This is a genomic window from Lentzea sp. NPDC036949 (genome assembly GCF_055608075.1).
Map to the genome: position 1 here is coordinate 38,469 of NZ_JBVJRA010000015.1, position 23,838 is coordinate 62,306.

General features: G+C 71.7%; 31 protein-coding genes. 21 read left to right on the forward strand and 10 right to left on the reverse strand.

Annotated features, from left to right (window positions below; genetic code table 11):
* The first annotated feature begins 28 nt into the window (after positions 1–28).
* The 3 genes from ACZ7CD_RS33090 to ACZ7CD_RS33100 all read left to right on the forward strand — a co-directional run bounded on the left by ACZ7CD_RS33090 (position 29) and on the right by ACZ7CD_RS33100 (position 2,095).
* Complete coding sequence (locus ACZ7CD_RS33090; protein WP_470380457.1) at positions 29–970, forward strand: alpha/beta fold hydrolase; 942 nt, start codon at positions 29–31, stop codon at positions 968–970.
* A gap of 79 nt (positions 971–1,049) precedes the next feature.
* Complete coding sequence (locus ACZ7CD_RS33095; RefSeq protein WP_360401095.1) at positions 1,050–1,616, forward strand: dihydrofolate reductase family protein; 567 nt, start codon at positions 1,050–1,052, stop codon at positions 1,614–1,616.
* A 116-nt stretch (positions 1,617–1,732) separates the two neighbouring features.
* Positions 1,733–2,095: a hypothetical protein gene (locus ACZ7CD_RS33100; RefSeq protein ID WP_360401092.1), complete on the forward strand. Its 363-nt coding sequence runs from the start codon at positions 1,733–1,735 to the stop codon at positions 2,093–2,095.
* Here ACZ7CD_RS33100 and ACZ7CD_RS33105 read toward each other — a convergent pair.
* Positions 2,085–2,924: an RICIN domain-containing protein gene (locus ACZ7CD_RS33105; RefSeq protein ID WP_470380458.1), complete on the reverse strand. Its 840-nt coding sequence runs from the start codon at positions 2,922–2,924 to the stop codon at positions 2,085–2,087. The two genes, ACZ7CD_RS33100 and ACZ7CD_RS33105, sit on opposite strands and share 11 nt — an antisense overlap.
* A gap of 177 nt (positions 2,925–3,101) precedes the next feature.
* Here ACZ7CD_RS33105 and ACZ7CD_RS33110 point away from each other — a divergent pair, with 177 nt between their 5' ends.
* Positions 3,102–3,896, forward strand: a complete 795-nt coding sequence (locus ACZ7CD_RS33110; RefSeq protein WP_470380459.1) for an SDR family oxidoreductase — start codon at positions 3,102–3,104, stop codon at positions 3,894–3,896.
* Here ACZ7CD_RS33110 and ACZ7CD_RS33115 read toward each other — a convergent pair.
* From ACZ7CD_RS33115 to ACZ7CD_RS33130, 4 genes are read right to left on the reverse strand one after another with little or no spacing between them, the layout of a single operon-like run.
* Positions 3,885–5,486, reverse strand: coding sequence for a SulP family inorganic anion transporter (locus ACZ7CD_RS33115; protein WP_360401083.1), 1,602 nt, complete (start codon positions 5,484–5,486; stop codon positions 3,885–3,887). The genes ACZ7CD_RS33110 and ACZ7CD_RS33115 overlap by 12 nt on opposite strands.
* On the reverse strand, positions 5,483–5,815 hold the full coding sequence (locus ACZ7CD_RS33120) for an ArsR/SmtB family transcription factor (protein ID WP_360401080.1): 333 nt from the start codon (positions 5,813–5,815) through the stop codon (positions 5,483–5,485). The genes ACZ7CD_RS33115 and ACZ7CD_RS33120 overlap by 4 nt, the downstream gene beginning before the upstream one ends.
* Before the next feature lie 3 nt (positions 5,816–5,818).
* Positions 5,819–5,995, reverse strand: a complete 177-nt coding sequence (locus ACZ7CD_RS33125) for a hypothetical protein (protein ID WP_360401077.1) — start codon at positions 5,993–5,995, stop codon at positions 5,819–5,821.
* Positions 5,996–6,039: 44 nt separating this feature from the next.
* On the reverse strand, positions 6,040–6,819 hold the full coding sequence (locus ACZ7CD_RS33130) for an SGNH/GDSL hydrolase family protein (RefSeq protein WP_470380460.1): 780 nt from the start codon (positions 6,817–6,819) through the stop codon (positions 6,040–6,042).
* A gap of 42 nt (positions 6,820–6,861) precedes the next feature.
* Here ACZ7CD_RS33130 and ACZ7CD_RS33135 point away from each other — a divergent pair, with 42 nt between their 5' ends.
* The 13 genes from ACZ7CD_RS33135 (at position 6,862) to ACZ7CD_RS33195 (ending at position 15,395) form a co-directional block, all read left to right on the forward strand.
* Positions 6,862–7,407: a winged helix-turn-helix transcriptional regulator gene (locus tag ACZ7CD_RS33135; RefSeq protein WP_470380461.1), complete on the forward strand. Its 546-nt coding sequence runs from the start codon at positions 6,862–6,864 to the stop codon at positions 7,405–7,407.
* Between the two features lie 205 nt (positions 7,408–7,612).
* Complete coding sequence (locus ACZ7CD_RS33140) at positions 7,613–7,762, forward strand: hypothetical protein (RefSeq protein WP_458432108.1); 150 nt, start codon at positions 7,613–7,615, stop codon at positions 7,760–7,762.
* Positions 7,763–7,839: 77 nt separating this feature from the next.
* Complete coding sequence (locus tag ACZ7CD_RS33145; RefSeq protein WP_458432107.1) at positions 7,840–8,130, forward strand: hypothetical protein; 291 nt, start codon at positions 7,840–7,842, stop codon at positions 8,128–8,130.
* Positions 8,131–8,269: 139 nt separating this feature from the next.
* A complete protein-coding gene (locus tag ACZ7CD_RS33150; protein WP_360401062.1) occupies positions 8,270–8,644 on the forward strand; it encodes an antibiotic biosynthesis monooxygenase family protein in 375 nt (124 codons plus the stop codon).
* Entirely contained in the window at positions 8,641–9,249 is a 609-nt protein-coding gene (locus tag ACZ7CD_RS33155; RefSeq protein WP_360401059.1) for a SchA/CurD-like domain-containing protein, read from the forward strand. Before ACZ7CD_RS33150 ends, ACZ7CD_RS33155 begins: the two co-directional genes overlap by 4 nt.
* Positions 9,246–9,635 carry a cupin domain-containing protein gene (locus ACZ7CD_RS33160; protein WP_360401056.1) on the forward strand — a complete coding sequence of 130 codons (390 nt, stop codon included), beginning with the start codon at positions 9,246–9,248 and terminating at the stop codon, positions 9,633–9,635. Before ACZ7CD_RS33155 ends, ACZ7CD_RS33160 begins: the two co-directional genes overlap by 4 nt.
* Entirely contained in the window at positions 9,632–10,888 is a 1,257-nt protein-coding gene (locus ACZ7CD_RS33165; protein ID WP_360401053.1) for a beta-ketoacyl-[acyl-carrier-protein] synthase family protein, read from the forward strand. The genes ACZ7CD_RS33160 and ACZ7CD_RS33165 overlap by 4 nt, the downstream gene beginning before the upstream one ends.
* Entirely contained in the window at positions 10,885–12,141 is a 1,257-nt protein-coding gene (locus ACZ7CD_RS33170; protein WP_470380462.1) for a beta-ketoacyl synthase N-terminal-like domain-containing protein, read from the forward strand. The genes ACZ7CD_RS33165 and ACZ7CD_RS33170 overlap by 4 nt, the downstream gene beginning before the upstream one ends.
* 1 nt (position 12,142) lies before the next feature.
* Positions 12,143–12,385: an acyl carrier protein gene (locus ACZ7CD_RS33175; RefSeq protein WP_470380463.1), complete on the forward strand. Its 243-nt coding sequence runs from the start codon at positions 12,143–12,145 to the stop codon at positions 12,383–12,385.
* Between the two features lie 2 nt (positions 12,386–12,387).
* Positions 12,388–12,846 (forward strand): SRPBCC family protein, encoded by a 459-nt coding sequence (locus ACZ7CD_RS33180; RefSeq protein WP_470380464.1) that lies wholly within the window; start codon positions 12,388–12,390, stop codon positions 12,844–12,846.
* Positions 12,831–13,160: a TcmI family type II polyketide cyclase gene (locus tag ACZ7CD_RS33185; RefSeq protein ID WP_360401041.1), complete on the forward strand. Its 330-nt coding sequence runs from the start codon at positions 12,831–12,833 to the stop codon at positions 13,158–13,160. Before ACZ7CD_RS33180 ends, ACZ7CD_RS33185 begins: the two co-directional genes overlap by 16 nt.
* Positions 13,153–14,706, forward strand: coding sequence for an FAD-dependent monooxygenase (locus tag ACZ7CD_RS33190; protein WP_470380465.1), 1,554 nt, complete (start codon positions 13,153–13,155; stop codon positions 14,704–14,706). Before ACZ7CD_RS33185 ends, ACZ7CD_RS33190 begins: the two co-directional genes overlap by 8 nt.
* Positions 14,703–15,395 carry a SchA/CurD-like domain-containing protein gene (locus tag ACZ7CD_RS33195; RefSeq protein WP_360401035.1) on the forward strand — a complete coding sequence of 231 codons (693 nt, stop codon included), beginning with the start codon at positions 14,703–14,705 and terminating at the stop codon, positions 15,393–15,395. The genes ACZ7CD_RS33190 and ACZ7CD_RS33195 overlap by 4 nt, the downstream gene beginning before the upstream one ends.
* Positions 15,396–15,430: 35 nt before the next feature.
* Here ACZ7CD_RS33195 and ACZ7CD_RS33200 read toward each other — a convergent pair whose 3' ends face one another.
* The gene (locus tag ACZ7CD_RS33200; RefSeq protein WP_470380466.1) at positions 15,431–15,871 is read right to left on the reverse strand and encodes a hypothetical protein; all 441 of its coding nucleotides are present in this window, start codon (positions 15,869–15,871) and stop codon (positions 15,431–15,433) included.
* A gap of 344 nt (positions 15,872–16,215) precedes the next feature.
* On the opposite strand from ACZ7CD_RS33200, the gene ACZ7CD_RS33205 reads away from it, so the two are divergent.
* The 4 genes from ACZ7CD_RS33205 to ACZ7CD_RS33220 are packed head-to-tail and all read left to right on the forward strand — an operon-like array spanning position 16,216 to position 19,351.
* Positions 16,216–16,746, forward strand: a complete 531-nt coding sequence (locus ACZ7CD_RS33205) for an EF-hand domain-containing protein (RefSeq protein WP_360401029.1) — start codon at positions 16,216–16,218, stop codon at positions 16,744–16,746.
* Between the two features lie 27 nt (positions 16,747–16,773).
* Positions 16,774–17,850: an isocitrate/isopropylmalate family dehydrogenase gene (locus ACZ7CD_RS33210; RefSeq protein WP_470376341.1), complete on the forward strand. Its 1,077-nt coding sequence runs from the start codon at positions 16,774–16,776 to the stop codon at positions 17,848–17,850.
* A complete protein-coding gene (locus ACZ7CD_RS33215) occupies positions 17,847–18,494 on the forward strand; it encodes a cysteine hydrolase family protein (protein ID WP_458432101.1) in 648 nt (215 codons plus the stop codon). The genes ACZ7CD_RS33210 and ACZ7CD_RS33215 overlap by 4 nt, the downstream gene beginning before the upstream one ends.
* Complete coding sequence (locus ACZ7CD_RS33220) at positions 18,461–19,351, forward strand: class I SAM-dependent methyltransferase (RefSeq protein ID WP_360401020.1); 891 nt, start codon at positions 18,461–18,463, stop codon at positions 19,349–19,351. The genes ACZ7CD_RS33215 and ACZ7CD_RS33220 overlap by 34 nt, the downstream gene beginning before the upstream one ends.
* 8 nt (positions 19,352–19,359) lie before the next feature.
* Here ACZ7CD_RS33220 and ACZ7CD_RS33225 read toward each other — a convergent pair whose 3' ends face one another.
* From ACZ7CD_RS33225 to ACZ7CD_RS33240, 4 genes are all read right to left on the reverse strand, one after another.
* Complete coding sequence (locus tag ACZ7CD_RS33225) at positions 19,360–20,352, reverse strand: hypothetical protein (RefSeq protein ID WP_470380467.1); 993 nt, start codon at positions 20,350–20,352, stop codon at positions 19,360–19,362.
* 48 nt (positions 20,353–20,400) lie between these two features.
* Complete coding sequence (locus ACZ7CD_RS33230; RefSeq protein ID WP_470380468.1) at positions 20,401–21,435, reverse strand: S1 family peptidase; 1,035 nt, start codon at positions 21,433–21,435, stop codon at positions 20,401–20,403.
* Between the two features lie 207 nt (positions 21,436–21,642).
* Positions 21,643–22,074 (reverse strand): hypothetical protein, encoded by a 432-nt coding sequence (locus tag ACZ7CD_RS33235; RefSeq protein ID WP_470380469.1) that lies wholly within the window; start codon positions 22,072–22,074, stop codon positions 21,643–21,645.
* 55 nt (positions 22,075–22,129) lie between these two features.
* The gene (locus ACZ7CD_RS33240) at positions 22,130–23,644 is read right to left on the reverse strand and encodes a discoidin domain-containing protein (RefSeq protein ID WP_470380507.1); all 1,515 of its coding nucleotides are present in this window, start codon (positions 23,642–23,644) and stop codon (positions 22,130–22,132) included.
* Positions 23,645–23,838 lie beyond the last annotated feature (194 nt).

Genomic DNA, 23,838 nt, shown 5'->3' on the forward strand with positions numbered 1-23,838 from the left:
GACCGGTTTCGGTCAGCAGGATCGCCGCATGACCTCACCGACCGCGTTCCCCGAGCCCACCCTCATCCCCGTCAACGGCGTGGAGCTCGAAGTCTTCGAAGCAGGCCGGCACAACGCGGGCAAGCCGATCGTGCTCTGCCACGGCTGGCCGGAGCACGCCTTCTCGTGGCGCCACCAGATGCCCGCCCTCGCCGAAGCCGGGTACCACGTCATCGTCCCGAACCAGCGGGGGTACGGCCGTTCGTCGCGGCCTGCGGGGGTGGCGGACTACGACATCGCGCACCTGACGGGTGACCTCGTCGCGCTCCTCGACCACTTCGGCTACGAGGACGCCACGTTCGTCGGGCACGACTGGGGCTCGTTCGCCGTCTGGGGGCTGGCCCTGCTGCACCCGAAGCGGGTGAACGGGGTGGTCGGCCTCAGCCTGCCCTACCAGGTGCGCGGCGACCGGCCGTGGGTCGAGGTCGTGGAGGAGGTGCTCGGCCCCGACTTCTACTTCGTCCACTTCACCCGGCAGCCGGGCGTGGCGGACGCCGTGTTCGACGCGAACACGCACCGGTTCCTGCGCAACCTCTACCGCAAGAACGAGCCGCCCAGGGCGCCGAGGCCGGGCATGGCGCTGATCGACCTCGCCCGGCAGGAGACGCCGCTCGGCGAGCCGCTGCTGAGCGACGACGAGCTGGCCGTCTACGTGGCCGCGTTCGAGTCGACGGGCTTCACCGGCAGCGTCAACTGGTACCGCAACCTCGACCGCGACTGGCATCTGCTGGGAGAGGCCGACCCGGTCGTCCACCAGCCGGCGCTCATGATCTACGGCGATCGGGACGCGGTCGCGAGGTTGGAGAACCTGACCGACTTCGTGCCCGGTGCGGAGGTGGTCAGCCTCGACTCCGGCCACTGGATCCAGCAGGAGAAGCCGGAGGAGACCACGACGGCGATCCTGGACTGGCTGGAGCGGCGGGGTTCCTGAACGTCCTCGGGCTGTCGAAAAGACCTCCGCCCGTTCGACGTGTCCGCGAGAGCACGGTTGAGGCGGAAGGACACGAACCATGGGACTCGTCATCTGCGACATGTCGATCTCGCTCGACGGCTACGTCACCGGTCCCGGTGCCAGTCGCGACAACCCGTTCGGCGACGGTGCCGGCAGCCTGCACGACTGGCTGTTCGAGGACCCGGCCGACGCGGACCGCCGGTACCTCGAGGAGGCGGTCGCCCTCTGCGGCGCCGTGGTGATGGGCCGCACGTCGTTCGACAAGACCGTGGACGCGTGGGGTCCCGGCGGCCCGGCCCCCGGCTGTCGGAGCTTCGTGGTGACCCACACCGCGCCGGCGGGGGAGCACCCCGGCTACACCTTCGTCACCGACGGCGTGGCGAGCGCGATCGAGCAGGCCCAGGAGGCGGCCGGCGACCGGTGGGTCGGTCTGCACGGCGCCACGGTGATGCAGCAGGCGCTGCCGCTCGGACTGGTCGACGAGATCTTCGTGCACGTGGTCCCGTTGCTCGTCGGCGGCGGCACACCGCTGTTCGGCGCGCTCGGCTCCGCGATCAGGCTCGAACGCGTCGAGACGCACCACTCCCCCGCCGTCGACCACCTGCGGTACCGGGTCGTCAGGTAGCGGCCCCGGCCGGGAACGCCTGTTCGGAACTGTTCCGAACAGGCGTTTCCGTTGTGCCGACCGATCTTCCGGTCCGAGGGTTGAGGCCGTTCGGTTCGACTCACGGAAGGTTGGTCATGGCTTCGTTCAAGGCTTTGTTCGCCATCGCGGCGCTCGCCGCCGGTGGTGTCGCGATCCCGGTTTCGGCTTCCGCGTCCGACGTCGGCGCGCTGGCGTGCAGCCAGCACTCGCACTCGGCGAAGGACACCTTCAACCGAGGCCGTGCGGCCAAGTCGAGCATCCCGATCCGGTCCGCCGGCCCCTACTCGGGCTGCAGCATCGACGGGTACGTCGACAACACGGTCAACCTGCACTACCACTGCTACGTCACGAACAGCGCGGGCAACACCTGGACCTGGGTGCGCGTCGTCGACCAGCCGGTGGCCGGCTGGGTGTGGGACGAGAACCTCGTGGGCGGCGGGTCCGCGGTCAGGTGCTGACCAGCGTGAACCGCTGGTCCTCCTCGCCGGAGCAGTGTTGCTGGGCGAGCTCGGAGCCGGCGACGAGGTCCGACGGGCCGCCCAGCACCCCGATGCACAGACCGCTGTGCACGGGCCGGAGGCGGTAGCCGCCGTCGTCGTCGGCCTCGAACAGGAAGCGCTGGTGCGCCGCGCCCGTGCAGTTGTGCGGTGACACCAGCGCCTCCGCCTCCAGCTTCGCGTCGTCCACGCCCAGGCAGCCCACGCCGTGCCTGGGGTGGAACCACTCGATCTGGAACGTGTCCGGTGCGACCTCGGTCAGCGACGTCTCGGGCACGACGCCCTCGCACGGGCGCAGCACCGCCAGCTCGCGGTCCGTCCGGCCGTTGCGCTCGCGGCCCTCGCCCACGCACAGGTCGCCGACCTTCAACAGGGAGCGGCCGTTGCGCGGACCCGTCGGCCACAGCAGGAAGGTGGCCGTCGCGGCGATCACCACCACGAACCCGATCGCCAGCGGCACCACGAACCTGCGCCGTTTGCGAGGAGTGGGAACAGGGGGAGGTGGCTCGATGCCCGTCGCGAGGCGCTGACGGGCGTCGAGCCACTTCCGCACGGCGTCGTCGTCGAGACCGCAGGCGCGGACGAATGCGGACACCAGCTGTTCGCGGGGCAGGGAGGAGCGGTTGAGCGCCGTCGCGGTGGTGCTCGACGGCAGCACGTCGCCGACCGCCGCGGCCTTGCCTTCCAGCTGGCGGAACGTGTACCCCGACCACTGCCGCAGGCGGCGCAGGCCGGCCACGAAGTCCGCCGCGCTGGTGATGTCGTCCGGGTCAGGAGGAGTGATGGCCACGTCACCGCAGAGTGCCGCAAGCCCGTCGAATGCCGATCTTTAGCCCGAACGGTTCAGGGTCCCTGCTCCACCGCTCACCGCTTACGGTGGCGTGAACCGAACCGGGTGGGAGTGAGCGATGGCGTTGCTGGACCGGTACGACTCGATGATCAGGGAGAAGACCCCGGCGGGTCTGCGATGAGGGGCGCGGTCGTCACCGGTGCCGGGCGCGGCGTGGGCAAGCTCGTGGCGAAGATGCTGGTGCAACGCGGCTACACGGTGCTGGTGACCGATGTCGACGAGGCCACCGCGACCGCGACGGCCGCCGAGATCGGTGCCGCGGCACGGGTGCTCGACGTGCGCGACCACGAGGCGGTGGAAGCGGCGCGCGACGACATCGTGGCCCGCGCGGGCCGGCTCGACGTGTGGGTCAACAACGCGGGAGTGCTGGTGACCGGGCCGGCGTGGGAGCAGGACGCCGCCACCCGCAGGCTGATGATCGAGGTCAACACCCTCGGGACCATCAACGGAACCGTGGCCGCCATCGAGGCCATGCGCGGTCACGGTGGCGGGCACGTCGTGAACATCGTGTCGCTGGCGGGCATCACGGCCGTCGCGGGCGAGGCGGTGTACGCGGCCTCCAAGCACGCGGCCATCGGCTTCAGCCTCAGCACCCTCGCCGACCTGCGGGTGGCGGGCGTGCGGGACGTCGACATCTCGTGCATCTGCCCGGACGGCATCTGGACACCGATGCTCTACGACAAGCTGGACGACCCGTCGGCGGCGCTGTCGTTCTCCGGCACGCTGTTGCAGCCCGCCGACATCGCCGCCGCTGTGGCCCGTGTGCTCGACAGGCCGCGGCCGGTCGTCACCGTTCCGAAGTGGCGTGGGGCGCTGGCCCGGTTCGGTGACGTCTTCCCGCGGTTCGGGCTGCGCGCGATCCCGCTCATGGTGGCGCAGGGACGCCGGAACCAGCGGAGGTCAGCTCGGTAGCGTTCCGTTGCCGTGCAGCAGGCCACGCGCGTGCTCGATGGCCTCGGGAGTGGTCGCGAACATGCGCACCCCGTGGGTTTCGAGCTGCCGGCGGTGCTCCTCCCGCACTCCGGACAGCAACACCGTGATGCCCCGGCGTTCCAGCCGCTCCACGGCGTCGCGCAGCACCAGCGCACCCGTTCCGTCCATCGTGGACACGTGGGACAGGCGCAGCACCACCACCGAGACCTCGGCGATCTCGGTCAGCTCCAGCAGGAACCGGTGCGCGGCGGCGAAGAACAGCGGCCCGTCGAGCCGGTAGGCGACGATGTGCTCGGCGAGCAGGGCGTGCTCCTCCTCGGCGTGGTCGCCGGGTTCGAGCGGTTCCTCGTCGACCCGGACCGACCGGGCGACGGCGCGCAACGCGAGGGCACCGGCGACGACCAGGCCCAGGATCACGGCGGTGACGAGGTCGAGGACCAGCGTCGCGACCGCCGTGAGGGCGAGCACGACGGCGTCGGACCGGTTGGCGCGCATCAGCACCCGCACCGAGCCGACCTCGACCATGCGCACCGCGGTGGCGATCAGCACGCCCGCCAGCACGGCCAGCGGCACCCGCCCGACCATGGGAGCGGCCGCCAGCATGATCACGGCGAGCGTCACGGCGTGCACGAGGGCCGCCAGTCGTGAGCCGGCACCGGACCGGACGTTGACCGCCGTTCGCGCGATGGCCGCGGTGGCCGGCACGCCACCGAAGACGGGTGCGACGACGTTCGCGATGCCCTGGCCGAACAGCTCGCGGTCCGGGTCGTGCCGCTGGTTCACGCTCATGCCGTCGGCGACCGTCGCGGACAGCAGGCTCTCCAACGCGGCCAGCGCCGCCACGGCCACCGCCGACGGCAGCAGCGACCACAGCGCCGTCACATCCACAAAGGACAGTGAAGGTGCCGGCAGGAACGCCGGTAGCGCACCGATCCGCGCCACGGGCAGGGACCACAGCTCCGCGACCACCGTGCCCAGCGCGACCGCCAGGAGCGAGAACGGGATCGCCGGCTTCCACCGTGCGCCGAGGAGCATGACCACGGCCACTCCCCCGGCCAACGCGGCGGCGGGCCAGGACGGCCCGGAGCCGAACGCGCGCACGGCGCCGACCACGACGTTGTGCCCGCCCCCGGCCTGAACACCCAGAGCGGCGGGCACCTGTTGCAGCGCGATCACCGCCGCGATGCCGATGGTGAAGCCCTCGACCACCGGAGCCGGCACGTACCGCATGTACCGCCCGGCCCTGGCCGCCGCCAGCACGAGCAGCAACACCCCCGCCATCAGCCCGACGGTCAGCACCCCGCCCGGACCGAACTCCGCCACGATCGGCACCAGCACCACCGTCATCGCACCGGTGGGACCGGAGACCTGCAGGCTCGACCCGCCGAACACGGCCGCCAGCGCCCCCGCGACGACGGCCGTCGCCAGCCCCGCGGCCGCACCCAGCCCCGACGCAACGCCGAACCCCAGCGCCAGCGGCAACGCCACCACCGCGACCGTCAACCCCGCGACGAGATCCCGAGGTGCCGCGGCCGACCAGTCCGCCTTGGCGGGCAGGAAGGTTCTCACGCGGAGTTCTCGCGCAGCTGCTCCAGCAGCTCGTTCTGCCCCACCAGCAGCTCGGTCAGGATCCGCCGCGCGGCCTTCATCAGATCGGCCACGTCGGCACCGGCGAGCGCGTACACCACGGTCGAACCCTCACGCGTCGCCGTGACGATGCCGGACCTGCGCAGCACGGCCAGCTGGGCGGACAGGTTGGACGGCTCCACCTCGATCTCGGCCAGCAGGTCGCGCACGGCCTGGGGACCGTCCTGGAGGAGTTCCAACACCCGGATGCGCACCGGGTGGCCGAGCATGCGGAAGAACTCCGCCTTCGCCTGGTACAGCGGAACGGGCACCGCTCATCCCTCCCGCGGCGCGTCGACCGCCACACCGTGCTCGGCGGCCAGGCGCCGCAGGTTGGCCAGATCTGCCGCGTGCATCTCGGCGGCGTACTCGTCCTGCTGCTCCACCGCCCTGCGCACCGCGCTCTGCGCCTGCTCGACGCGCAGGAGCAGGTTGTCCTCGAACTCGTTCACCGGCCCACGACCTGTCGACTTGAAGAATTCTTCAATTCAACAGTCTACGGTCCCGTCAAGTGGCCCGGGCCGATCGCGTCCCACCGGCCGCGTGGGAGCTGACTGGGCAGGCTGCGGCGGAAGTCGGACCGGACGATGGCGTACAGCGAACGGACCTCGGCCAGCCGCTGTGCCGCGCTGACCGGTGGTCCGGCGGGGAGCCAGGGCGTGCGGGCGCGGCCGACGAGGAGCTCGGCGAAGGTGTGGGCGATGCCCGCGTGGCCGTGGGTGCCGGGGTGGACGCGGTCGATGGACCACATGCGCGGCGCGTAGGTGCGCTCGTCGTGCCACAGGTCGTGCATGACCGCGTCGTGCTGGTCCGCGATCGTGCGCACGAGGTCGTTGACGTGCCGGAACCGCGAGCGCGTCGCCTGGTGCAGGTTCGCGGGTCCCGGCCAGCGGCGGGTGATGTCTGGCAGGGTCGCCATGATCACGCGGGCGCCACCGTCGCGCAGGGCGGCCACGGTGTCGGACAGCGCGCGGCCGACCGCCGTGCTGTCGAAGCCGGTCCGGTCGAACGCGTCGTTGGCGCCGACCATGACGCTGACCAGGTCGGGCTTCAGCCGCAGCGCCGGCTCCACCTGGTGTTCCAGCACGTGCCGCGCGCACCACCCGCGCACGGCGAGGTTGTCGTACCGCAGGCCGGGCCAGGCGTGGTCGAGCTCGCCGGCCAGGACGTCCGCCCAGCCCCGCAGGCTCCCGTCCGGGCGGGGGTCGCCCACTCCCTCGGTGAGGCTGTCGCCCAGCGCCACGAACCGCCGCACGGGCTGAGTACTGTTGACCATACTCAGCAAGGTAGCGCACGCCGCCTGTGACAGAGTGCGCGCATGCAGCCCGACCAGACCGGTGCCACCGCCGCACAGCAGGCGCAGTCCACCGACGACGCGCGCGAGCTGCGGTGGGACCGCGAGGCGTGGCGGCTCGACCCGGACTCCGCGCAACGCGCCCTGGACGTGCTCGTGCCGCGCAGCGCAGGGCAGATCGTGCGGGAGGCGTTCTACGGCACCCGCCGCTTCGACGACTTCCTGCGCCACACCGGCATGACCCGCGGCGTGCTGTCGGCCCGGCTGCGGGAGCTGACCGCCCAGGACATCCTGACCAAGGTCGCCTACCACGACGCCGGCTCCCGCGGCCGGCACGAGTACCGGCTCACCGGCAAGGGGCGGGACCTGGCCGCGGCGATCATCAGCCTGCTCACCTGGGCCGACCGCTGGCTGCCCAGCCCGGACGGGCCCACGGTCGTGCTGACCCACCGCGACTGCGGCGCACCGGTCGGCACCGAGATCCGCTGCGGTGAGGGGCACCAGGTCGGCGACATCGGGGACATCCGGGCCCAGCCCGGTCCCGGCGCACAGCCCGCACCCTCGTCCTGAGCGACGGGGTCCCGGTGCTCGGGGCGTGCTCGTTCAGCCGCGCTGCGGCAACCCTTGCGGTGGCGGGAAAACGTTCCAGCACGGCCCCACCCCGGTGGTCCTTCGCAGCGACCGGACCTGGTGCACCTCGCGGTGCTGTCGCTCATCCTCTGGCACTCGATCCTCTTGGGACAGTGGTTCCCGCCGTCGTCGGCAACCCCCACCCGTGCAGTGGATTCCGTGCTCGATCGGGCTGCCGAACGCGGTGGTGATCAACCCGCCGCGCACGCCGCGAGGAGCGTCCTCCCTCGAACGGGCGGCGTTGCGCTCGATCGAGGGCTGGGCCGGCCGGATCGGCTTGTCGGACGCGTCCTGAGGTACTCGATGGCGACCGGCGCCCGGCCGGGTGTCGGCGCAGCGCCGTGTTCGGCGCGATCAGGAGAGGACGACCCGATGTCGCGTTTGTCCCGAGCGGCCGGTCTGACCGGCATGGTGTTCACCGCCACGGCTTTGTTCTCGTTCATCGGGCCGCCCGCCCAGGCCGACCCCGGCATCTGCATCGACCACGTGATGGAGAACGGGCACGAGGCGACCAGCAACGTGCTCAAGGCGTGCAAGATCGCGAAGACGGGCAAGAGGGAAGACGTCAGGACGTGCCTCCGGATGCTGCGCGCCGAGGGCGTGGAGCGCGAGGTGGCCTCGCACGCCTGCCGGATCGCCTCCGAGCCGGACCCGGCTTCCTGACCGAATCCCGAGGTTTGTCCTCTCGATCGGGTGGATCTTCTGCCTGACGCCCGACCCCGGCTTGCTGGCGGGCGCAGGCAGATCAACGCTCGGTGACTACGCGGTTGCCCGTTCATCCTGTGCACACTGAGGAGACGAGATGGTGTCGACGGCGGAGCACCAGACATCCGAACGCGACCGGCTGCGGGTGGTCTTCCGCCTGCGGGTCCCGGAAGCGGAGCAGGACCGCTTCCTCGACGCCTACCGGGGGATCAGGTTCCAGGTGTCGCAAGTGGAGGGCTACCTCGGCGACCAGCTGTGCCAGTCCGAGGACGACCCGGAGGACTGGATGATCACCAGCGAGTGGTCGAGCGCCGCGCACTTCCACGCGTGGGAGCGCGGCGCCGACCACCGGCGGCTGGCGGCCCCGCTGGTCGCGTGCGCGACGACGCGGGAGTCCTCGCGCTACCACGTCCGCCTGACCACCGCGCAGGGCACCGAAGCCGTACGACAACTGCTGGAGGCGAAGTCGTGAACCGCTATGCGTTGACGTTCCCGGTGCGCCCGGAGTCGGAGGCGGCGGTGGCCGAGATCCTGGCCGGTTACGCCGGACCCCCGCCCGGCCGGCCGCAGGCCGCGCGCCCGCTGCTGAGCCGCACGTCGGTCTTCATGGTCGGGCCGGTGGTGGTGCGGGTCGTGGACATCACCTGCCCGCCGGGGGAGGCGATCCGGCACTTGGCCGTGCAGCCGCAGATCCAGGCCGTGGAGCAGCGGTTGCGGCCACACCTGGTGCAGGACCGCGACCTGTCCGACGACGACGGCAGGCGGCGTTTCCTGGCCGGCTCGGTCATGCGCCTGGTCGCCTCCCGCGACGGCAGTCCCGGTCACCTGCCCCGTGCGGCGGCGTTCTACCGGGCGTTGCCGGGCCGGGCCGGTGAGGTGGCTCGGCTGCTCGCCTCCGCGGGGTCGGATTCTGACTGCGGCACAACGGTTTTCCTACGAAGGGACATGGTCGTGCACCTCGTGGAGTCCTCGAACGGCATGCCTGTCGTGCCGCTCGCCGACAGGCTGGCGCCGCTGGTGCACCAGGCCTGCCCGATGTCGCTGGTGACCGACCGCGTGGTGGGGGCGGTGGCATGACCGGCCAGCTCCACCGCGCGGTCAGCCAGGACGACGCCGCGCCCAACACCCGCCGCGGTGGCGACATCCGCGTCCTGCTCGGCCCCGCGACGGTCGGTGCCACCTCCGGGTTCATGGGTGTCGTGCTGGTCGGGCCGGGCGAACAGGTGAACGAGCACTACCACCCGTACTCCGAGGAGTTCCTCTACGTCGTCGAGGGTTCTGTGGTGCTGGACCTGGACGACGTGCCGCACGAGGTGCGCACGGACCAGGCGATCCTGGTGCCGATCGGGGTGCGGCACCGCCTCCGCAACCCCGGGACGTCACCGGCCCGCGTGGTGTTCCAGCTGTCCCCGTTGGCGCCCCGGCCGGAGCTGGGGCACGTGGACACGGAGCACGAGTCGTGACGCGCCGGGTGGCGGTCACCGGCCTGGGGGTGGTGGCACCGGGCGGCATCGGGACGAAGGCCTTCTGGGAGCTGATCACGTCCGGGCGCACCACCACCCGGCCGATCACCCTGTTCGCCGCGGAGGAGTTCCGGTCGAGGATCGCCGCCGAGTGCGACTTCGACCCGGTGCACGCGGGCCTGACCGCCGCGGAGATCGCCCGGATGGACCGCTACGTCCAGTTCGCCGCCGTTGCCGCCGACGAGGCGTGGCGACAGGCGCAGGTGCCCGTCACCGACCCGTGGCGGCTGGGTGTCTGCATGGGGTCCGCCGTGGGCGGCACGACGCTGCTGGAGCAGGACTACGTGGCCACCTCGCGCCGCGGGCAGCAGTGGGTGGTCGACGCGGGCGCGGCCTCGCCGTTCCTGCACTGCGCCCTGTCCCCCGCCGCGCTGGCCGCGGAGGTCGCCGACCGGGTCGGCGCCTGCGGGCCGGTGCGGACGGTGTCGACCGGGTGCACGGCCGGACTGGACGCGGTGGGCCACGGCGCCCGCCTCATCGAGGACGGCCGGGCCGACGTGGTGGTGGCGGGAGCCTCGGAATCCCCCATCTCACCGATCACGGTGGCGTGTTTCGACGCGATCCGCGCGACCTCGACGCGCAACGACGACCCCGCGCACGCGGCCCGCCCGTTCGACCGCGACCGGGACGGGTTCGTGCTCGGTGAGGGCGCGGCCGTGCTGGTGCTGGAGGAGCTCGGCCACGCCCGCCGCCGGGGCGCGGAGGTGCTGGCGCAGGTCGAGGGGTTCGCCACCCGCAGCAACGCCCACCACATGACCGGCCTGACGACGGAGGGCGTCGAGATGGCCGAGGCCGCGCGGCGCGCGCTGTACCACGCCGGGGTGGCGTCAGAGGAGATCGGCTACATCAACGCGCACGGCTCCGGCACCCGGCAGAACGACCGGCACGAGACCGCCGCGTTCCACCGGCTGCTGGGCGAGCGCGCGCACCAGGTGCCGGTCAGCTCGATCAAGTCGATGATCGGCCACTCGCTGGGCGCGATCGGCTCCATCGAGCTGGCCGCCTGCGCGCTGGCCCTCGTCCACGGCGTGGTCCCGCCGACCGCCAACCTGGACACGCCGGACCCCGAGTGCGACCTGGACTACGTGCCGCACACCGCCAGGGAACGCCGGCTGGACGTGGTGCTGTCGGTCGGCAGCGGCTTCGGCGGGTTCCAGTCCGCGGTGGTGCTGACGAGAGCGGGACGGCCGTGAGCCCCGCGACCACCGGTCCGGCGCCCGTCGTGACCGGTCTCGGTGTGATCGCCCCGAACGGACTCGGGGTCGGCGAGTTCTGGGCCGCCGTGCGGGACGGGCAGCTGGCGCTGGCACCGATCGGGCGGTTCGAGCCCAACCCCTACCCGGTCACCGTGGCGGGCGAGGTGACCGGGTTCGAACCGGCCGGGTGGGTCGACCCGCGGATCACCGTGCAGACCGACCGGTTCACCCACTTCGCCCTCGCCGCCGCCGACCTTGCGCTGCGCGATGCCGCGCTGCACCCGGCGGAGGTGGACCCCTTCGAGTTCGGCGTGATGACGGCCAGCTACAGCGGCGGTGTGGAGTTCGGCCAGCGGGAGATCGAACGGCTGTGGCGGAACGGTCCCGCGCACGTGGGCCCCTACCAGTCGATCGCCTGGTTCTACGCCGCGTGCTCCGGTCAGGTCTCCATCGGCAACGGCCTGCGCGGCCCGTCCGGGGTGCTGGTCGCCGACGAGGCGGGCGGCCTGGACGTCCTCGCCGCTGCCGGCGGTGAGCTGCGCCGAGGCGCGCGGGCCATGCTCGTCGGCGGCGCGGAGGCCCCGTTCTGCCCGTACGCGATGTGCTGCCAGCTCGGGCTGGGGCTGCTCAGCACGTCCGGTGACCCGGCAGCGGCCTACCAGCCGTTCACCGAGCGGGCCGGCGGGTTCGCACCGGCCGAGGGCGGCGCCATCCTCGTCGTGGAGGACGCCGGCGCCGCGCACCAGCGGGGCGCCACCGTGAAAGCGGTGGTGGCGGGGCACGGCGCGACCTACACCGGCCGGCGGCGGTTCGACCGGTCGACGCAGGGACTGCTGCGGGCCGCCACGGGCGCGCTGGCCGAGGCGGGGCTGACCCCCGACGACGTGGACGCGGTGTTCCTCGACGCGATGGCCGACCCGTGTGCCGACGCCGCCGAAGCCGAGGCGCTGCACCTGCTGCTGGGCGAGCGCGCGAACCGGGTGCCGGTGACCGCGCCCAAAGCCGGGTACGGGCGCTGCTACGCCGCAGCGGCCGTGCTCGACGTCGCCGCCGCGGTGCTGGCCCTCGAACACGGCCTCGTGCCGCCCACCCCCGGCGTGCGCGACTGCCGGTTCGACCTCGACCTGGTCACCGGCGCCGCACGTCCGGTCGACCTGTGCACCGTCCTGGTGCTGTCCCGCGGCGTGTACGGCGGGAACTCGGCGCTCGTGCTGCGCCACCCGGAATCACCGACCATCGGAGGTGTGTGACGTGGACACCCGACTTTCCCCCGACGACCTGGCAGCGCTGATCAGCCGGTGCACCGGGGTTCCCGTGACGAGCGAGCAGGTCACGGACCCCGGCCGCACCTTCGACGACCTCGGCGTGGACTCCCTGGGCGTGATGGGCGTGCTGGCCGAGCTGCAACGCGACCACGGCGTGGCCAAGGACGCCGAGCTGCTGACGCACCAGTCGCCGCGCGAACTGCTGGCCCTGCTGCCGGGGAGGGCCTGAGGATGAGCGGGCACACCGAGAACGAGATCGTCATCGACGCGCCGATGGAGCTGGTGTGGGAACGCACCAACGACGTCGAGCACTGGCCGGAGCTGTTCAGCGAGTACGCCTCGGCCGAGGTGCTCGAACGCGACGGTGACCGCGTGCTGTTCCGCCTCACCATGCACCCGGACGAGGCAGGCCGGGTGTGGAGCTGGGTGTCCGAGCGCGTCGCGGACCGGGCCACCAGGACGGTCACCGCCCGGCGCGTCGAGACCGGGCCGTTCGAGCGGATGCACATCCGCTGGACCTACGAACAGCTGGACACGGGCGTGCGCATGCGCTGGGTGCAGGACTTCGCGATGAAACCCGACGCCCCCATGGACGACGCCGCGATGACCAAGCGCATCAACGCCAACAGCCGCGTCCAGATGTCCCTGATCAAGCGGAAGGTCGAGGAGGTCGCGTGCACCGCACACTGATCGTCGCCCGCATGGTGCCAGAGGCCGCGGACGAGGTCGCCGCCGTGTTCGCCGGCTCCGACGACCACTCCGGCCTGCCCACCGCGCTCGGCGTGCGAGGGCGCAGCCTGTTCCGGTTCGGCGAGCTCTACCTGCACCTGGTGGAGAGCGACCGCCCGTTGCCCGAGGCGGTGAGCGCGCATCGCGACGACCCCCGCTTCCGGCGGATCAGCGAGGAGCTGAGCCCGTTCGTCTCCGCCTACGACCCCGACACGTGGCGTGAGCCCAAGGATGCGATGGCGCAGGAGTTCTACCGGTGGGAGCGCCATGTCTGACGTTCCCGTGCTGATCGCGGGCGGCGGCGTGACCGGCCTGTCCGCCGCCGTGTTCCTCTCCTGGTACGGCGTGCCGACCGTGCTGGTGGAGCGCCACCCCGAACCGTCGACCGATCCCAGGGCCCGTGCGCTCAACCCGCGCACGATGGAGCTCTACCGGGCCGTGGGCCTGGAGGAGGCCATCGGGCAGGTGCGGTCACCGATCGCCGACCACACCGTCGTCGCGCACGCCGAGACCGTGGCGGGCCCGGAACTGCTGCGGCTGCCCAACCGCCTCGACACCGGCCCTGACTCGCTGAGCCCCTGCCGGTGGGCCGCGATCGACCAGAACCAGCTCGAACCACTGCTGCGCGCACACGCCGTCGAGACCGGCGCGGACGTGCGCTACCACCAGGAGGTGGTGGCGGTGGACAACGGGCCCGACGGTGTCGTCGCGGTGGTGCGCGACCACCGCACCGGGCGGGAAGAACGTGTGCGCGCCGATCACCTCGTCGTGGCGGACGGCGCGCACAGTCCCGTCCGCCGCATGCTCGGCGTCGGGCAGGACAGCTCGGACCTCCTGGCACGCAAGGTCAACATCTACTTCGACGCCGACCTCCGCGAGCCGCTGGACGGGCGCAAGATCGTGGCGCTGACCGTGCGCAACCCCGCCGTGCACGGGTTCCTCACGTCCATCGACGGCGCGAAGCGGTGGCGGTTCGCCGTCTCCCTGCGTCCGGGTGACGACGTCGCCGACTTCACCGAGGAGCGGTGCGTGCACCTGCTGCGCACGGCCATCGGCGTCGGCGACCTGCCGATCGTCATCGACCACGTGTCCGAGACGCCGTGGGAGATCTCCGGCCAGGTCGCCCACCGCATGCACGTCGGCAGGGCGTTCATCGCAGGCGACGCCGCTCACGCCATGCCGCCCGTCGGCACCTTCGGCGTGGCCACCGCTGTCCAGGACGCCTTCAACCTGGCGTGGAAGATCGGCCTGCACCACCGCGGCGTGGCCGGCCCGGGACTGCCGGCCACCTACGAGACCGAACGCCTCCCCGTGGCCCGGCACACCACCGCGCTGACCGTCGAGCGGTACGGCCTGGTCAACGGCAAACCGGGAGACGCGCGCGAGAGCGCCATCCGCCAACGGGCGACGATGTTCGGCTACACCTACCCCGAAGGCGCTTTCGTCGCGGACGACACCCCCGCTCCGCACCCGGTGGAGGACCCCGACCACCCCACCGCCGCGCCGGGCTGCCGCGCACCGCACGTTCCCCTGGAGCACAACGGCACCGCACTGTCCACAGTCGACCTGATGGGACGCGGCCTGGTGCTCGTCACGGGCGCCGACTGGCAGCCGGACGCGACCTCCTCCGGTGCCGGGGTCGAACACCACCGCATCGGCGACACCCTGCTCGACCCCACCGGCGACCTCGCCCGCCGCTGCGGCATCACCGACGACGGCGCCGTCCTGATCCGCCCGGACGGGTTCATCGCGTGGCGCAGTCCGACCGCACCCCGTCCCGGCGTCCTGTCGGCTGTGGTCGACCAGGTGCTGTTCCGATGAACGAGCGGCTCCTCAGCGGCCATTGCGGCGGCTTCCCGGCGGTCACGATGACGGGGAGCCGGACCGTGGACCGCTACGCGTTGATGTTCCCGGTGCGGGCCGGGTCGGAGGAGGTCGTGGCCGAGCTCCTCTCCCGGTGCACGGCCCTTCCCGAACGCGGACCGGAGACCGGGTGGGCGCCGCTGGAGCGCACCTCGGTCTTCATGGCAGGGCGTGTCGTGGTGCGGGTCGTGGACATCACCTGCCCGCCCTCGGAGGCCGTCCAGCACCTGGCGGGGCAACCCCGCATCCAGGCGCTGGAGCAGCGGCTGCGGCCGCACCTGGTCCACGACCGCGACGCGACCGACGAGGCGAGGCTCCGCTGGTTCGTGGCGACCGCCGTGATGCGGGTGGCGTCCGGCAACGGCCGCACCGGCCGGCTGCCGCGCAGAGCGGTCCTGTACGAGTCGCTGCCGGGGCACGCCGGCGAACTGGCCCGGCGGCTCGCCGGCATCACCGTCGCCTCAGGTGGCACCACCGTGTTCCGGCGGCGCGACCTGGTGGTGCACCTGATCGAGTCGGACGACGAGGCACCACCGGTGCCGCTGGTCGGCCTCGTCGCGCCGTTCGCGCGGCTGGCACGGCCGATGACCCTGGTGACCGACCTCGCGGTCGATGCGGCGGTGACCGCCGGCAGCACCCGGCGGTGAGCCCATCCGAACTCCGCCTCGGTGTCAGTGGCGGTTCACCGCCCCCGCCGCAGCAGCTTCCACAGCACCAGCACGAGCGCCGCCGCACCGGCCGCGACCACCGCCGGGTGCTGCCGGGCCTGCCGGACACCCTGCTCGACCCGCTGCCGCACGGGCTCGGGCAGCGCCTCGACCGCCTCGATGGCGGTGACGCCGACCTGCGTGGTCACGACGCCGACCTTCTCGCCGACCTGACCCGCGACGGCGCTCGCCTTGCCGCTCACCTGCTCGGCGACCGCACCGGCCTTGCTGCTCACCTGCTCGGCAACCGCACCGGCCTTCCCGCTCACCTGCTCGGCAACCGCACCGGCCTTCTCGCCGACCTGGCCCGCGATGACGGTCGCCTTCTCGCTCACCTGAGCGGCCACGGCGGTCGCCTTCTCGCGGACCGCGCCGGCCTGCTCGGCCGCGTCGGCGGGGACGTTCTTGTCGCTCATCGGTGTGCCCTTCACTGGTGGGGTTGTCCGCAACTCGATCTCCTCTACCCCGAAGGGCGCCGGTCTACGCCTGCACGGTGCGTCGCAGGCCGCCCCCCGATCGGGAGAACGACCGCGGCGAGGCGAATCGTTCGCAGTAACGGAAGAACCCGGCAGTGCGCCTCCGACGACGACCATGCGCTCCAGATGTGCCGAGACCCGGGAGCAACACCCACATCCGGGGGATTCGGACGGCTCCAGCCGAAATTCACACTTTGCGGTCATGACCGGTCAGTCGCGTGCCTTCTCCGGGCTACGGTCGCCACGGTTCCTGATCACGTTCACCCGGAAAGAGTGGTCCAGCAATGCAGAGCAACGCCCTCGACCGCGTCGCGGTCGTCTTCAGCCTCTTCGACCGCAACGGGGACGGCCACCTCCAGGCCGAGGACTTCGAGATCATGGCGGACGACGTCGTGGCGGCGGCACCGCAGTCAGGCCAGGCGGCCAAGAGCGCGATGCGCGAAGCGTTCGAGCGCTACTGGGAGACCCTGGTCACCGAACTGGACGCCGACCGCGACGGCACGATCACCTTCGAGGAGTTCACGGCCTGCGTGCTGGCGCCGGAGCGGTTCGACCACACGATCAGCGAGTTCGCCGAGGCGCTCGCCGACCTGGGCGACCCGGACGGCGACGGGCTCATCGAACGGCCCGTCTTCCTGGCGCTCATGACCGCGATCGGGTTCGAGCAGGACGCGATCCACGCGCTGTTCGACGCCTTCGGGCCCACGCCGGACGACGAGATCACCGTGTCGACCTGGGTCGCCGGGATCAAGGACTACTACAGCCCCGCGAAGACCGGCATCCCCGGCGACCACCTGGTCACCAGCAGGGTCTGACCGGCCGACGAGCAGGAGAGGAACGCCTTGGTCCCCACCATCGGGCTCGCCGTCGGCCGCGGCACCGGTCCTGAGCTCGCCGACGTCTTCGAACGGGTCGTGACCACGTTCGGGGACGTCCGCATCGTCCGCTCCCCCAGGCTCTACCACTCGTACTTCTCCCTCAAGGCGGAGGCGAGCGGGATCGCGGAGGTCGGGCTGCTGACCGGGCAGGACGCCGACCACTACGAGCAGTTCTGCCGCGAACAGGCACGCGCGGGCACGACCGCGATCTTCCGCACCGCGATCAACGCCCAGTCGCTGTACCTGGTCCGCGAACGGTTGCAGGCGGTGAAGGTCGACCTCATCGCCGGCCGGGACACCTCGCTGCTCCTGGTCCGCGACCAGGCCCAGGGCTTCTACACCGGCGAGAACCACCACGAGCCCGGCGTCGTGCGCCGCACCACGGTCTTCAGCAGGGAGATCACCGAGAAGGTCGTCCTCGCCGCGCTGCGGCAGGCCAGGCGGTACTGGCCGGGCGAACCGCTGGGGCAGGTCGTCATGGCCTACAAGTTCCACCTGCTCGACGGTGCGCTGGGCGAGTGGGTGGCCGACATCGGTGCGCGGCACGGCGTGGACCTGCGGCTGGCGCAGCCGGACACGGTCAACCGCAACATCATCGAGCACGGACTGCCCGCCCGCAGCGTCGTCATCGGGTCCAACGAGTGGGCCGACGTCATGCACGTCGTCCTGCTCGACCGGCTGGGCCGCGAGCGCCAGGAGAACCGCTGCACCGAGAACCTCCACCTGCACCCCGACGTGCAGAACCTGGTGGAGTACCAGACGGTGCACGGCTCTGCCGACGATCTGGAGGGCCTGGGCATCGTCAACCCGACGGCGACGATCCGCGCGGCAGCGGCGATCGCGGAGCGGCACGCCGGGGCCACCGGTGCGATCGCGCGTGCGGAAAGCGCTCTCACCGCCGTGGCGAACCAGGGTGTGCGCACCCCGGACCTCGGCGGGCGGAACTCGACCGGCGAGGTGGTGGCCGCGGTGCTCGAACTGCTGCGGGAGCCGGGTCATCGCGGCCGGCACGCGGCACCGGTGCCGGCGGGCGAAGCGTGAGCACGACGGCGCTCGTCGTCATCGACCTGCAGAACGACTTCTGCACCGGCCCTGCCGTCGCCGCCCGCTACCGGGGCGATCCCGCCGCGCTGGACGCGGTGGCCGGCAACGCCGCCCGTGCCGTCGCCGTGGCGAGGAACCGGGCGGTGGAGGTGCTGTTCGTGCGGTTCCACGGCGACGTCGAGCACCAGGGCCCGAGCTGGCGGCGGCGCGACCTGGTGCTCGGCAAGAGCCCCAAGTGCCTGGAGGGCACGTGGGGAGCCGAGTTCCACCGGGTGCGGCCGATGCCGGGAGAACGCGTGTTCACCAAGCAGGCGCGGTTCGACGCGTTCCTCAGCGACGGTTTCGAGGAGCACCTGCGCCGCACGGGCGTCGAGCACCTGGTGTTCGCGGGCCTGTACGCCGACGTCTGCGTGGACACCACGGCGCGAACGGCGTTCCAGCACGGTTTCCACGTGAGCGTGCTGACCGACTGCACGACGAGCCTGCACCTGCCCGACGACACGGTCCAGCGGTTCATGGCCACCGTCTACGGCGCCCGGCTGACGACGCTGGCCGACCCGGACGTGTGGTCGGCGCCGGTGCGGCACGACCAGGAGAGGCAGGACAGGTGCCGGGTACCGGACACGGCAGCCAGACCGTAGAGCACGGGGTCGCGCGCACCGCCCTCATGGTCGCCGCGGCCCGTGCCATCGAGACCCACCGGCCGGACTCGCTCGCACGTGACGAGTACGCCGAGCACTTCGTGCGCGCGGCCGGCACCTGCGAGGACTGGCCGCTGCGCCTCGACGCGGTCCCGGACGGCGACGACGACCCGTTGTGGGGCAGGCTCGGGCGGTACTTCGGCCTGCGGACGAGGGTGCTCGACGACTTCGTGCTGCGGTCGGCGCAGACCGGGGCACGGCAGGTGGTGCTGCTGGGCGCCGGTCTCGACACGCGGGCCTTCCGGCTGGGCTGGCCGCGGCGCTGCGTGGTGTTCGAGCTCGACCAGGACCCGGTGCTGCGCTTCAAGCAGAACGTGCTCGACGACCTCGGTGCGAGGTCACGCGCACACCGGGTGCCGATCGCGGTCGACCTGCGCGACGACTGGAAGACGTCGTTGCGCGACGCGGGGTTCGATCCCGCCGCGCCGAGCGTCTGGCTCGCCGAGGGCCTGCTGCTCTACCTGCCCGGCGACGCGGAACGGCGCGTGATCGACGTCGTCGACGAGCTGAGCGCGCGGGGCAGCTCGATGGCGTTCGAGGTCAAGCTCGGCGTGGAACGGCCGGAGGTCCGCTCCAGCGCCGTGTACTCGGCGGCGAGGCAGCGGATCGGCGTCGACCTGCTCAGGCTGTTCGACGCCGAACCGCGCCCGGACTCCGCCGGCGACCTCGCGAACAGGGGCTGGGTCACGCGGGTGACGACCCCGTTCGACTTCACCGCGGAGTTCGGGCGCGGTCCGCGACCGGAGCCCGACGACGCGCTGGCGAGCAACCGGTGGGTGTTCGCGGCGCGGCTCTGACGAAGCCGTCAGATCGCCCGTGCGATGGCGATGTTGCCCGCGAGCCGGTCTCCTGCTTCGTAGATCATGTATTCGTGGCCTTGGTAGGTGCCGAACGAGGGTGCGGCGGAGCGGCCGTTGTCGGGTGCGCCGGTGAGGGAGTCGTGGAAGACGCCGAGGTGGCGGCGCTGGGTGAAGTCGCGGCCGAGTTCGGTGATGAGGATGTTGCCGCCGCTGCCGATGTCGGTGTTGTAGACGACGTAGGCGCTGTTGTTGCGGAAGAGCAGGTGGGGTCCGCCGATGTTGACGGCGCCGACGTCCTGGTGGCGGATGAGCGGGGTCTGGGAGAAGGTCCAGTCGCGGGCATTCGGTGACCAGCCCCAGCCGATGTCGCGGTGGTTGGTCTTGTTGTTGGTCATGAAGACCATGACGTAGCGGGCGCCGCGTGCGGGCAGGTCGTGGCGGAAGACCCTGGCGTAGGAGGTCTCGGTGGTGCCCGCGGGCATCAGCCGGGTGGACAGGACCTCCTTCTCGTAGCGGAAGTTGATGCCGTCGGCGGAGCTGGCCAGCCGGGTCACGGTGTTCTCGCCGTGGAAGTACAGGTACATGCGCTTGACGTCGTCGTTCCACATCGCGTGCGGGGACGACACGTGGCTCACGCTGTACTCGCCGGGCCAGCTGCGGGTGATGATCGGGTTGCCCGGGTACTCGGTGAACTCCTCGTCGAGGGTGTTGGCATAGGCCAGGCAGATCCCGCCCGGTGCGTCGTGCGGCGCGTAGTACAGGTAGTAGGCCGCCCTGGCGCCGGGGATGCGGTCCTTCGTGCCCCGGATCGTCGGGAAGATCAGCTCACCGGTCGGGTTGTACCGCAGCTTGCTCTTGACCAGGGCGAGCCTGCGGTAGCGGTAGTCGGGAAACCCCGCCGGCGCCGCGGCGGCGGTACCGGCCGCACCGGTCGCACCCGCGGTGCCCGCCAGCAGAGCCGCACTGCCCAGCAGAAGACGGCGACGGTTGACTGTCATGGAACGCTCCTCGACGCTGAAGAATCCATTGTGGAGTGACGGCGGACGTCAGTAGATCGCCACGCCGTAGGCACGGAGGGCTTCGGTGACGGGCTGGTAGAACGACCGGCCGCCGCTGGTGCAGTTGCCGCTGCCGCCCGAGGTCAGGCCGAGTGCGGTGTTGTCGGCGAACAGCGGCCCCCCGCTGTCGCCGCCCTCGACGCAGACCGTCGTCGCGATCATGCCGGTCACGGTGGTGCCGTCCGCGTAGTTCACCGTGACGTTCAGGCCGGTGACCTTGCCCCGGTGGAACCCGGTGGTGCTGCCGCTGCGGCCGACGGTCTGCCCCACCACGGGGTCGCCGGCGCGGGCGATGTCGCGCTGGGAGCCGTTGTACAGGTTGACCGAGCCGGGCCGGCTGATGCCGCTGGTGTAGCGGAACAGGGCGTAGTCGTTGCCGGGGAAGCTGGTTCCCGTGCGGGACGCGACGACCTGACCGCCGGAGGTGCTCCAGGTGGACGTGAGGTTGCCGCAGTGACCGGCGGTCAGCAGGTAGGCGGTGCTGGTGCCGGGCGTCTTGACGTTGAACCCGAGCGAGCACCGCACGCCACCGCCGAGGATGGCGTCACCGCCGGTGATGGTGGGCCGGAACGAGCCGCTGACCTGCTCCAGCCGTGCCGTGTCGCCGAGACCGCCGACCACGGACCTCAGCCGGGCGAGCGCGGAGCCGGTGACGGTCGCGTCGGCGGACACCACGACCTGGTTGTTCGCGGGGTCGATCCCCCAGGAGGTGCCGGGAATCCGCGCCGTGCGGTCCAGGACGGCGGCGCTGGCACCGAGAGTCGCCGCGCTGTGCTTGACGATCTCGGCACGCGCACCGGTCGCGGTGACGGTGTCCGCCGCGGCCCGGTCGGTCACCGTGACGACGAGTCTTCCTCCCCCGTCCACGTAGGACCCGGCGCTCGCGGCTCCGAGCCGGTCTGCGAGGACGTCAGCCAGCTGACCGGGATCGGGTGCGGCGTGCGCGACGGGCGCGGTCACGACCAGACCGGCTGCCAGGGCCACGACCGATGCCAGCTTGAGGGCGGCGGTGCAACCGTTCATCGTCTCTCCTCGGCTGTTCTCGACGGACGGCGGGCGGCGCGCCGGGTGTGCACAGCAGAGTGCTCGACCAAAAGAGGGACGTCCAGACGATAATATTTATTTCTCGCAGGTCACGAGATCAGCGAGAGCGTCAAGCCGCAAAGGGCGGAAAATAGTATTAGCGCTTTCAAGAATGCCATTCCGCTGTGCTTCCGGCCGTGCCCAGCCCTAGTAGTCAAGCTCGAAGTCGTGGTGGTCGTCGGGGTCGACCGTCGCGGCCAGCTCGTTGCCCGGCCGCAGGCTCGGGTCGTACCTGGCGTCGTGCTCGGCCACGAAGCCGGGCACGTCGGGGCCGCTGATCCAGAGCCGGACGCGGACCGTGGCGTCCTCGCTGATCGGCTCCATGGTCAGCACGTGGGCGGTCGCGGGCAGACCCACCTCGTCCAGTCGCAGCAGCCGCCGCTCGGCCCGCCCGATCCCGCGCCACACGGAGATGCCCAGCGGCACCAGCACCGCGGTGAGCACGATGCCGACGGTGCCGCCGTCGTTGGCCGCGTAGACGATCGGTCCGGTGAGCATCAACGCCACGGCGAACAGGTGCAGGAACACGTTGTTGCCCCGGTTGGCCCCGTGGATCTCGACGAATCCGCTCTCCGCCATTCCGGCACCTTAACCGGATCACGTGGTGCCGTGGGCCGGTTCGGTGCGCCGGGCATCACCTGCGGTAGACGCCCAGCTCGTAGAGCGAGTAACCCCAGCCGGTTCCGCGTTGGGTGGCGTACAGCCGCACGTACCGCCCGGTCGCGGTGACGTCGATCGAGTCCACGCCGCCGTTGCCGGTGGTCGTGCCGTACACCGAACGCCAGTTCATGCCGTCGTCGGACACCTGGACCTCGTACGCCCGGCCGAACGCGCCCTCCCACACCAGCTGCACGTGCTGGAACGTCGTCACCGCGCCGAGGTCGACGCGCAGCCACTGCGGGTCGGCCCAGTCGGTGGCCCAGCGGGTCGCGCCGTTGCCGTCGACCGCGTTGGCCGGTGGGAACGGGGCGCCGTCACCGACCTGCTGGTACGACGACGCGGTGACCGCCTTGCCCCGCGCGACGTCCACCCCGGCGGGCTGCGGTGCCACGACCCGGACGGACCTCGTCTCGATGCCGATGTTGCCGCGGCCGTCCTCGGCGATCACGTAGACCTTCCACACGCCGAGCCGGTCGGGTGCGGTCACGGTCAGCCGGTTGCCGTTCACCCGCACCGGCGCGTTCGCGAGGCCGCCGCTGTTGTCGACGTACTTGCTGTTGAACGCCGCAGACCAGGCGATGCCGTCCCCGTCGGGGTCCGACGCCGCGACGTCGATCGTGAGCGGCGCACCGGCGGCGACGGTCTGCGGGACGGTCATCGCGGAGACCACCGGCGGGGTGTTCGCCGGCGTCGCACCGCCGAACGCGCGCTGCACCGAGTAGAACGACAGCCGCTTCTTGCCCGCCGGGGTCAGGTTGAACCACACGGCGCCGAAGTCGTACTCGGTGCCGTAGTGGAACAGCGTGCCGCCGAAGGAAACGCCGGTGTGGCCGGTGATGCAGTTCCACGCCTGGGTGTAGCCGTCGCGCTTCTGGACGTCCGTGGGCTCGGCCGGAACGCCGTTGGCGTCGTTGGGGACCTCCCACTCACCGGCCGGGCCGGCCTCGGTGAGGATGTACGGCTTGGTGTAGCCGCCGCCGACCCAGTCCTGCCGCACCTTGCAGACGTTGCCGTAGGAGTTGACCGCGTACAGGTCGAGGTCGGGAGCGTGGGCCTTCAGGTACACCCACGCACCGGTCCAGGCGTCGGTGTTGGTCACCGGGTGGTTGGTGTCGATCGCGTGGATCGCGCGGGCGGCCTCGTTGACGTACTTGGCGTAGGCGACGCGCTGGTTCTCCAGCTCGGCGCCGGAGTAGCAGTTCTGCAGCCCGAGGATGGACTCGTTGCCCACGTTCCACATCAGCACGCCGGGGTGGTCCCGGTAGGCGGTCACCCACTGCCGGATCTGACCGAGCGTGTCCGCCTTGTACTGCGCGTCGGTCACGTAGTTGACGCAGCCGCCAGAACCGGGACCGCCACCGGGCTGCAACCAGAAGCCGTTGATCACGCGCAGCCCGTTCGCCGCCGCCGCGTCCAGCAGCGGGCGGGTGGAGGCGTCCGTGCCCCAGGTGCGCACCGTGTTGGCGCCCATGGACTTCAGCTCCGGCATGTACCGCGCGGCGTCCGCGGCGGGCGGGCCCCACGTCAGGCCCTTCACCGTCCACGGCCGGCCGTCCACGGTCAGCTGCCAGTTGCCCTGCGAGCCGGTCACCCGCACCCCGGTGCCCGGCTGCGGGGTGGAACCCTGCTCGCCGAACACCCGGAACTCCCACAGCGAGACGCCGTAACCGTTGGCGCGCTGTG